The organism is Protofrankia sp. CiT1 (assembly GCF_917627335.1).
Taxonomy (GTDB): Bacteria; Actinomycetota; Actinomycetes; order Frankiales; family Frankiaceae; genus Protofrankia.
The window spans coordinates 3,194-12,145 of sequence record NZ_CAKJTP010000009.1 but is presented as its reverse complement, the minus strand read 5'-3'; the positions used below and the strand labels follow the sequence as shown (position 1 = coordinate 12,145).

8 protein-coding genes and 1 pseudogene are annotated in these 8,952 nt (G+C 69.5%); 4 read left to right on the top strand and 5 right to left on the bottom strand.

The window, feature by feature from the left end; translation table 11 throughout:
* Positions 1 to 2: 2 nt before the first annotated feature.
* The 5 genes from MJ785_RS03040 to MJ785_RS03020 form a co-directional block, all read right to left on the bottom strand.
* Positions 3 to 1,184: an amidohydrolase family protein gene (locus tag MJ785_RS03040; protein WP_239310456.1), complete on the bottom strand. Its 1,182-nt coding sequence runs from the start codon at positions 1,182 to 1,184 to the stop codon at positions 3 to 5.
* Positions 1,185 to 1,278: 94 nt separating this feature from the next.
* The gene (locus MJ785_RS03035; RefSeq protein ID WP_370652857.1) at positions 1,279 to 1,518 is read right to left on the bottom strand and encodes a ferredoxin; all 240 of its coding nucleotides are present in this window, start codon (positions 1,516 to 1,518) and stop codon (positions 1,279 to 1,281) included.
* A 41-nt stretch (positions 1,519 to 1,559) separates the two neighbouring features.
* Complete coding sequence (locus MJ785_RS03030) at positions 1,560 to 2,729, bottom strand: cytochrome P450 (RefSeq protein WP_239380008.1); 1,170 nt, start codon at positions 2,727 to 2,729, stop codon at positions 1,560 to 1,562.
* 59 nt (positions 2,730 to 2,788) lie between these two features.
* Positions 2,789 to 3,253, bottom strand: a complete 465-nt coding sequence (locus MJ785_RS03025) for a nuclear transport factor 2 family protein (protein ID WP_239310453.1) — start codon at positions 3,251 to 3,253, stop codon at positions 2,789 to 2,791.
* Between the two features lie 225 nt (positions 3,254 to 3,478).
* Positions 3,479 to 4,522 (bottom strand): NADP-dependent oxidoreductase, encoded by a 1,044-nt coding sequence (locus MJ785_RS03020; protein WP_239310452.1) that lies wholly within the window; start codon positions 4,520 to 4,522, stop codon positions 3,479 to 3,481.
* Between the two features lie 237 nt (positions 4,523 to 4,759).
* Here MJ785_RS03020 and MJ785_RS03015 point away from each other — a divergent pair, with 237 nt between their 5' ends.
* From MJ785_RS03015 to MJ785_RS03000, 4 genes and pseudogenes are all read left to right on the top strand, one after another.
* Positions 4,760 to 6,082 (top strand): CaiB/BaiF CoA-transferase family protein, encoded by a 1,323-nt coding sequence (locus tag MJ785_RS03015; protein ID WP_239310451.1) that lies wholly within the window; start codon positions 4,760 to 4,762, stop codon positions 6,080 to 6,082.
* A 1-nt stretch (position 6,083) separates the two neighbouring features.
* Positions 6,084 to 7,307, top strand: a complete 1,224-nt coding sequence (locus tag MJ785_RS03010) for a CaiB/BaiF CoA-transferase family protein (protein WP_239310450.1) — start codon at positions 6,084 to 6,086, stop codon at positions 7,305 to 7,307.
* Entirely contained in the window at positions 7,304 to 7,726 is a 423-nt protein-coding gene (locus tag MJ785_RS03005; protein WP_239310449.1) for a Zn-ribbon domain-containing OB-fold protein, read from the top strand. The genes MJ785_RS03010 and MJ785_RS03005 overlap by 4 nt, the downstream gene beginning before the upstream one ends.
* Positions 7,727 to 7,770: 44 nt before the next feature.
* A pseudogene (locus tag MJ785_RS03000) lies at positions 7,771 to 8,914 on the top strand (thiolase family protein).
* Positions 8,915 to 8,952 lie beyond the last annotated feature (38 nt).

Sequence of the window (8,952 nt, the reverse complement as noted above, 5' to 3'; positions counted from 1 at the left end):
GGTCAGTCCAGGTGGTAGATACGGGCCGCGTTGTCGTGCAGAATTTTGTGGGACACATCGCCGGGCAGGTCCGCGAACGCCGCCGCGATGAACAGGTCCGGTCGGACCGCCGCGCTCGCCGGACCAGGCGACATGCTCGTCGGGTGCGGGAAGTCGGTCTCGTAGAGGAAGTTGTCGGGACCGAGGAGTTCGATCGCCTGCCGGGCGGTCTCCCGCTCGAACCAGAAGCAGCCGAAGATCTGGCGCTGGAAGTACTCGCTGGGCAGCAGGTCGTACTCGGGGTGTTCAAGTGGAACGCCGCAGTTGCGCCACTGCCAGTCCAGGGCGGCCAGGGCGTACGGGAGCCAGCCGATGCCGCTCTCGACCGAGACGAAGTTCAGCCGCGGGAAGCGGTGGCAGATCCCGGCGCAGATGACGGTCGCGATGGCCCGGGCGTTGCCCATGAAGAAGGAGACCCCGACCGAGGCGTAGTTCGCGTGCATCCCGTTACCGGGGACGTTCTTCTCGATCAGCGAGAGGTCACCTGAGGCGATGTGGAAGTTGACCGGGACGCCGAGGTCCTGGGCGGTCGCCCAGATCGGGTCCCAGTGGGGATCACCGAGCAGCGGCAGGCCGAAGAACTCGGTCTCCTGGGCCATGATCACACCTTTGTGCCCCATCGCGACCGTCCGCTCGATCTCGGCCACGCTCGCCGCCAGGTCCCAGAAGGGCAGCGCCGCCATCGGCAGCAGGCGACGCGGGTCCGCGCTCGCCCAGTCGGTCTGGTAGTCGTTGTACGCCTGGATGCAGCGCAGCATCAGCTCGGGGTCCTTGAGCCCGAGGAACCTCCCGGTGCCAAACCCCGCCACGTTGGGGTAGAGCACCTGGGCCCAGATCCCGTACTCGTCCATTCTGCGCAGCCGGTCGGGGGCGTTCCACAGCGCCGGGTCGACGTCGGCGAGCCGGCGGGGGTGCTTCGGCGGGAACTCGCCCCAGCCGGCCATCGCCCCGCCCGCCGTGGCCGACAGGCGCGCGTCGCCGAAGTACCACGCCTCCTCCTGGCGGTCGTCGTCCCAGCGGACGTGCGGGACCAGGTCACCCCACTTCGCCGTGGAGATCCGCGACGTCCACAGATCAGCGGGTTCGATCACATGGGTATCCGTGTCGATCACCCTGATGCCGTCGATCACCGACGCCTCGGCCATGACACCGTTCCCTTCACCGTTCTCGGGGGCACCTGCCGGGGCACCGAGGGCATGGCGGTCGCCCCGGCCTATGAGCGCCCTGATGTGACGAACATTATTTCTTATGAGGAAATTCAGCAAGGTCGCGGCTTTCGCCGGTCCGCTCGACGGCCATGACCGTGATCGCTTCCTCCGGGCACGAGCGGGCACCGAACCACGCCGCCTGCGCCCGGTCGGCGGCCACGGCGAAGGCAACGCCTCGTGGCTGGGAGAAGCCATCGTCATCGGCGTCGAACACGTCCGGAGCCAGCGAATAGCAGCGGCCGTGCCCGGTGCAGCGGGCGGGATCAATCATGATCTCCACGGCGCGCTCCTCCTCGGTCGTCGGCTCGGCAGTCATGACCGCTCCCAGGCAAGCGGCAGCGCGACCAGCCCGGCCGCGCCACCGCGCTCGAGCACCGGCTCGGCGGAGGCGAGCCGGTAGTCCGGGATACGCCGGTGCCACTCCCGCAGGGCGACGGCCATCTCGGCCCGAGCGAGATGGGAGCCGAGGCACCGGTGCGGCCCGGCCGCGAAGGAGATGTGCCGGTTGGCCGTACGGTCGAGATCGACCCGCTCGGGATCCGGGAAGGACCGGGGGTCGCGCATGGCCGCGCCCAGCGTCAGCAGCACCATGTCCCCCTTCTTCATCGGGCAGCCGTGGAACTCCACGTCGCGGGTGACCTTGCGGCCGTCCTGAATGATCGGGAAGGCCCGCAGGAACTCCTCCACCGCCGTGGGCACCACGGCCGGGTCGGTCGCCACCCGCCGCCGGTGCTCCGGTGTCGTCGCGAGATGGTGGAAGGAGTAGCTCAGCTGGCTCTTGACGGTGTCCAGACCGGCAAGGACGAGCACGACGCACATCTGCAGGATCTCGTCGTCGCGCAATGGCCGATCCTCGTAGCGTTCCGTCATGAGGTAGCTGACGAAATCCGCCGCCGGATCACGCGGGGCCGCCCGCCGGTCCGCGACCACCCTGACGAAGTACTCCGTCATCGCGCCCATCGCCGCCATCGTCCGGGCCTGGCCCGCGGGATCGCTGAAGGCGTCGAAGATCGTGTCCACCCAGTCGACGAACAGCATGTCGTCGGCCGCGGGCAGACCCATGATCGACAAGAAGACCCGGGTCGGGTACACCGCCGCGAAGTCGGCCACGAACTCGCAGCCGCCCCTGCCGACAAAGGTGTCGATGGTCTGGTTGCACAGTTCGCGCATCCGGGGGGCCATACCCGCGACCGTGCGGGGTGAGAAGGGCCGGTTGAGGATCTGGCGGTACCGGCTGTGCTCGGGCGGGGCGACATTCGTCGGAATCCAGCGGTAGCCAGGGTTCGGGTCCAGGACGATCACCGAATCACTACCGAAGATCTCGGGGGCCTGATACGCCTCCCGGCACTCCTCGTAACGGGTGAGCATCCAAAAACCGGTCCCGAAGCTGTTCCAGCAGACGGGGGCGGCCTCGCGCAGCTCCGCCATCTCCCGGACGGCGGTCAGCACCGGCCGCGGGGACATGATGTCATAGTTGATCACCGGGCAGCTGCCGGCAGGTGGCATGCCGCCCGCCATAGATGCCGGTGTGGACGCCGGCATCAGCCGATCGCCTGGCTCTGGTCGAAGGCCCGGATCTCGATCCAGCCGACCTCGAGCTCGATCTGGGTGATGAGCCAGCCCTCGCCGTCCCGGCGCAGTCGGTTGCGGTAACGGCTGGACATCTGCATGACCTGGTCGGGATCGTCGGCGGCGACCTGGTGGGACGTGAGGTAGGCAAGTGTCGAGGCCTGGTCGCCCTCGATGTCGACGTGGTAGACGGACAGCAGGTGGTGCTGGAAACCGCGGTCCGCGGTCATCTTGTCGATCCACGCCACGATGGCGTCGGCGCCCTCGACCCACTCGTTCCACGTACCGCCCAGACAGAAACGCATCCGGGCGTCCTCGGCGAAGACCGCGCGTAAGCCGACGAAGTCCTTCTGGTCGACCGTGGAGCAGTAGCGGCAGAGCGTGTCACTGATGTTGACGCGGTCGCGGACGTCTTCGAACGTCCTCACGATTGTCATCCGTTCTCCTCCTGAGATGGTGAAACCCGGTCGCGGTGCGAGCGGGCCACGCTGGGCCGCTGTGCCGGGCCCCGCCCCGGAGCAGCCCGGTACCCACGGCAGGGCCACCCGCCTGGTGCCCCGTTCCGGTGTGTCGCTTCCGGCCGCGCGTCCCACCCCCCGTCGACGGCCGCGGCCGAGGCTGGGGACAGATTCCTTATAACGAACTAGTCTTGTCAAGAGCGATCAGTGATCCACGTCACCGACCGCGGACGAGCCGAAATGGACGATCATCTTCCCGACGTTGTCACCGCGCAGCATCGCCAGGAACGCCGGCCAGGCGGCCTCGACACCGCCGTGGACAGCCGTCTCGACGCTGCGGACCGCGCCCGCCCGCAGCCAGCGCGACATGTCACCGGTGAAAGCGGCGTGCTGGTCAGCATGATCGCTGACGAGGAAGCCTGTCATCCGCAGCCGGCGCCAGATCATCAGCAGCAGGTTGCGCGGACCGGGCACGGGTTCGGTCGCGTTGTAGGTGGAGATCGCCCCGCAGAGCGCGATGCGGCCGAACGGGCGCATGACCCGGATCGCGGCTTCCAGCTGCTCTCCCCCGACGTTGTCGAAGTAGACGTCCAGGCCGTCCGCGCCCACCTCCGTCAGCGCCACGGCGAGCGACGCCCGCACGGGCGAGTCACGGTAGTTGAACGCCGCGTCATATCCGAGCTCCTCGGTGAGGAAACGAACCTTCGCCTCAGCGCCCGCGCTGCCGATCACTCGGCAGCCCATGGCTTTGGCGATCTGGCCGGCGGTGGCACCCACCGCGCCGGCCGCGGCCGAGACGAACACGGTTTCCCCGGGCTTGCACGCGGCGACGTGCGACAGCCCGACATAGGCGGTCATGCCCGTGATGCCCAGGGCGCCGAGGTAGGTGGAGGCGGGAAAAGCGTCCGTGTCGACGGGTTCGGCGGCCGCGGCGGGGACCAGCGCGTACTCCCGCCATCCCGCCTGGTGGACCACGGACCGGCCGGCCGGGATGCCAGGCTCACCGGACGCGATCACCGTGCCGACCGCGTGTCCCAGCATCGGCGCGCCGAGCGCGTAGGGCTCGGTGTAGGAGACCGCCTCGCTCATCCGGCCGCGCATATACGGCTCCACCGACATCGCGGTGTTGCGCACGAGGAGTTCGCCCGGCCCGGGGCCGGGTACGTCAACCTCCACCAAGGCCACGTCGTCGTCCGTCGGCCACCCGGTGGGACGGCGGACCAGGTGCCATTCCCGGCTACCAGTCACTGCTGGCTCCTCCCAACCCGGTCCGCCCCGCCCGCACACCCGCGGGGCCGTGGGGCCGCACCGGCACGTGATCGATCCATATCGGATTGGCACGATATTCGTCATGATGAAAAGCCACAAGAGTCACCCCGGCCCGGCCCGCCGGCAGCGGGGCGGACATGGCGCGATCAGGGGCTTGCGGCGTTTCATCATGAGAAATACAGTTGGCTGCGCATCCGACCCCAGGGAGGCGGCACGGTGGACACTCAGCAGTCGCCGACGCGGGACTCGACGCGGCAGACGCGGCAACGGAGGCCCCGGGCCCGCCGCGGGCCGCTGACCGGTATCCGCATAGCCGACTTCTGCTGGATGGGCGTCGGCTCCGTCGCCACCCGCATGCTCGCGGACTTCGGCGCCGAAGTCATCAAAATCGAAGACCGGACCCGCCTCGACATGCCACGTCGGCTGCCGTTCTACAAGAATGATCCCCGTTCCTTCGGGGAGGAGGATCCGCATCCCGATCCGGACAAGGGCGGGCTGTTCAACAACTACAACCGCAACAAGCTCGGCGTAACGATCAATATGCGCTCAGCCGAAGGCCGGGAGCTGGCGGAGCGGCTCATCGCGGCAAGCAGTGTGGTGACGGAGAATTTCGCCCCCGGCGTCATGGACCGCTGGAACCTGACCTACGAACGGTTGCGGGCGCTGTGCCCCGAGGTCATCTACGCCCACATGAGCGGTTTCGGCCAGAGCGGCCCGCACCACTCCTACCGCAGCTACGGGCCGGTGGTGCAGGCGGTCAGCGGGCTGTCCTTCATCAGCGGCCTGCCCGGCCGGGAGCCTTCGGGATGGGGCCTGTCCTACATGGACAACCAGGCCGCCTACTGCAACAGCGCGGCTCTGCTCATGGCGGTCCTGCATCGCAACGCGACGGGGAAGGGCACGGAAATCGATGTCTCCGCCGTGGAGGCCGGCGTCTGCCTGCTCGGTCCCGACCTGCTCGACGTCACCGTGAACGCGCGACCGACCCGCCGGCCGGGCTTCCCCCTGGGGAACCGGCTGGAGCATCCGCCAGCCGCCCCGCACGGGGTGTACCCCTGTGCCGGTGCGGACCGGTGGGTGGCCGTCGCGGTCTTCGACGACGCCGACTGGCAGCGCCTGGTGACCGTCCTCGGCAGCCCCGGCTGGGCCGCGGACCCACGTTTCGCCAGCCAGCAGAGCCGGTTTGCCCACTCCGACGCGCTCGACGCCCACCTGAGCGCATGGACACAGCAGCGATCGCCACACGAAATCATGACGCTCCTGCAGGACAACGGCGTCTGCGCCGGTGCCGTCCAGGACGCGCGCGACCTCAACGAGATCGACCCGCAGCTCGCCCATCGTGGCATCTTCTTCGAGCTGGACCACCCGGTGATCGGCCCGGCGCGCTTCGAGGGAACGCCGGTGGCCTTCTCCCATATCGAGCAGGACAACTGGCGGTCGGCTCCCCTGCTCGGCGAGGACAACGCCTACGTCTTCACCGAGCTCCTCGGCCTGTCCGCCGACGAGATGGCTGGCCTCGCCGCGGCGGGTGTGATCTGACATGCCCCCCGCTTCCCCGCCCGCGGCGGCCGGCTCCCCCGCGCTCCCCTACTCGGGGCTGACGGTCGTCGAGTGGGCCGGTGACCCCGCCGGTGAGCACACCGGGAAACTGCTCGCGGAGCTGGGTGCCGACGTCGTCAAGGTCGAGCCACCCCAGGGGTCACCGACGCGCCAGGCCGGCCCCTTCGCCCGCGGTGTCGTCAGCGCCGACACAAGCCTGACATTCTGGTACTACAACCTCGGTAAGCGCAGCGTCGTCCTTGACGGACCGGAATCGGGCCGGGCGTCGTTACACCGCCTGCTCGCCGGCGCGGATGTCCTGCTCGTCACCCTGCGGCCGAGCGAGATCGCCGCGGCCGGCCTTGACTACTCCCGACTGTTGGCCGAATACCCACGGCTGGTCATCCTGTCGGTCACCCCGTTCGGGCTGGACGGCCCGTGGGCGGACTACCGCACGTCCGACCTGGTCGGCCTGGCCGCTGGCGGCCCGCTGGCGAGCTGCGGCTACGACGACCACACCATCCCGCCCATCCGGCCCGGCGGCAACCAGGGCTACCACACCGCGGCGAGCTTCGCGCACTGCGGCCTGCTGCTGGCCCTGCTCGACCGGCAGCGCACCGGCGCCGGGCAGCTGGTGGACGTGTCCATGCACGAGTCCCTCGCCGTCAGCGGGGAGCTGGCGAACCCGTACTGGTTCTACCCACGCGTCCTCGTGCGACGCCAGACCTGCCGGCACGCGCAACCCGTGCCGACCCAGCCGGCGCTGTTCCGCTGCGCGGACGACCGGTGGGTGTACTTCGCGCTCATCCTCGCCGACCAGAAGCCCTGGGATGCGCTGGTCTCCTGGATGGAAAGCGTCGGCGTGGCCGCGGACCTGACCGATGCCGCCTACCGCGGCCTGGCCCACCGCCAGCGGAACTTCGCGCACATCCAGGAACTCATCGAATGCCTGTTCCTCCTGCTGGACTCCGCCACGGCCTACCACGAGGGGCAGCGGCGGGGACTGCCGATCGGGCCGGTCAACGCCCCCGAGGACGTCCTCGACGACGAGCACCTGCGGGCGAGGGCCTTCTTCGCCACAATCGAGCTCGACGACGGCGTCAGCGCGCCGGTCCCGATGAGCCCCTACCGGTTCTCGTCCTTCCCGGCCGTGGCGCCGACACGGGCGCCGCGCCTGGGCGAACACACCCGGCAGCTGCTCGACGGCGGGGAGGCGGACCTGTGACAAGGACACGGCCGGTGGACGACGGCCTGTTCGTCGAAGGCGATGACGGGCCGAGCCTCGTCGCCAGCGGCTGCCGGTCCTGCGGGACGACGACCTTTCCCCGCCAGCGGTCGTGCCCGAGGTGCGCCCGGATGGACATGGCGGACCGCGTCCTTCCCCGCCGCGGCACGCTGTGGTCCTTCACCGTGCAAGGTTTCCGTCCCAAATCCCCCTATGCCGGCCCGGCGGACTTCACCCCCTACGGCGTGGGATACGTGGAGCTGCCCGGTGCGGTCATCGTCGAGGCCCGCCTGACTGAGAACGACCCGCGGCGGCTGCGGATCGGGGATCCGATGGAGCTGGTCCTGGTGCCGTTGCGGACGGACGACGACGGCACCCAGGTCCTCACCTACGCGTTCGCCCCGGTGCGCTCCGCCTGACCCGCAGTGAAAATCAGCCACCAGTAACCGCAGAGGAGTATGCCGTGGACGTCGCCGTCGTGGGCATCGGGATCCACCCGTTCGGACGGCACGAAGGGGTCAGCGGACGGGCGCAGGGAGCCTGCGCGGCTCGGGCGGCGCTGGCGGACGCGGGCCTGGAATGGACTGACATCCAGTTCGCCTTCGGCGGCAGCCACGCGGCGGGGGACGCGGACTCGCTCGTCTCGGAGCTGGGGCTGACCGGTATCCCGTTCATCAACGTGTCCAACGGGTGCGCGACGGGTGGCAGCGCCCTGATCAGTGCCGACAGCACCATCCGGTCGGGTGCGTACGAGCTCGGCATGGTGATCGGCTTTGACAAGCATCCGCGGGGCGCGTTCGACACCGACCCCGCCGCAGTCGGCCTCGGAGGCTGGTACGGCGAGACCGGGCTCATGCTGACCACCCAGTTCTTCGCCATGAAGGCACAACGCTACCTGCACACCCACGGCATCAGCACGTCGGTGCTGGCGAAAGTGGCGGCCAAGGCCTATCACAACGGCTCGCTGAACCCGCACGCGTGGCGGCGCACCCCACTCACCGAAGAGGAGATCCTGGCGTCAGCCATGCTGAGCCATCCGCTGACGCAGTACATGTTCTGCTCGCCAGGGGAAGGCGGGGTCGCGCTCGTGCTGTGCCGGGCGGACCGCGCCCGCAGGTACACCGACACACCGATCTACCTGCGGTCCGCGGTGCTGCGTACGCGCCGCTTCGGCTCGTTCGAGGTGTTCAGCCCGTGGCTGGCGCTGGAACGCGCGGACAGCCCGAGCGTGGACGCGGCCCGGGCCGCGTTCGAGCTGGCCGGGGTGGCCCCCGGCGACGTCGACGTCGCGCAGCTCCAGGACACCGAGGCCGGCGCGGAGATCTGCCACATGGCCGAAGTGCGGCCTGTGCGTGGACGGTGAGCAGGAGAAGCTGCTGCGCACCGGCGCGACCGGCATCGGCGGCAGTCTCCCGGTCAACACCGACGGCGGCTGTATCGCCAACGGCGAGCCGATCGGCGCGTCGGGTCTGCGCCAGGTATACGAGAACGTGCTGCAGCTGCGCGGAGCCGCGGCCGGGCGGCAGGTGCCCGGAAACCCGACGGTGGCGTTCAGCCACGTCTACGGCGCGCCAGGGGTCAGCGCCTGCGCGGTCCTCACCCGCTAGCCCCAAATTTCCGCTTCGCGAAAATTTGGGGACCCCGA

What these genes read in the sequence shown, in the direction of transcription:
- MJ785_RS03040 (WP_239310456.1), bottom strand. Translation starts at nt 1,184, where the DNA reads ATGGCCGAGGCGTCGGTGATCGACGGCATCAGGGTGATCGACACGGAT.
- MJ785_RS03010 (WP_239310450.1), top strand. Translation starts at nt 6,084, where the DNA reads ATGCCCCCCGCTTCCCCGCCCGCGGCGGCCGGCTCCCCCGCGCTCCCC.
- MJ785_RS03025 (WP_239310453.1), bottom strand. Translation starts at nt 3,253, where the DNA reads ATGACAATCGTGAGGACGTTCGAAGACGTCCGCGACCGCGTCAACATC.
- MJ785_RS03035 (WP_370652857.1), bottom strand. Translation starts at nt 1,518, where the DNA reads ATGATTGATCCCGCCCGCTGCACCGGGCACGGCCGCTGCTATTCGCTG.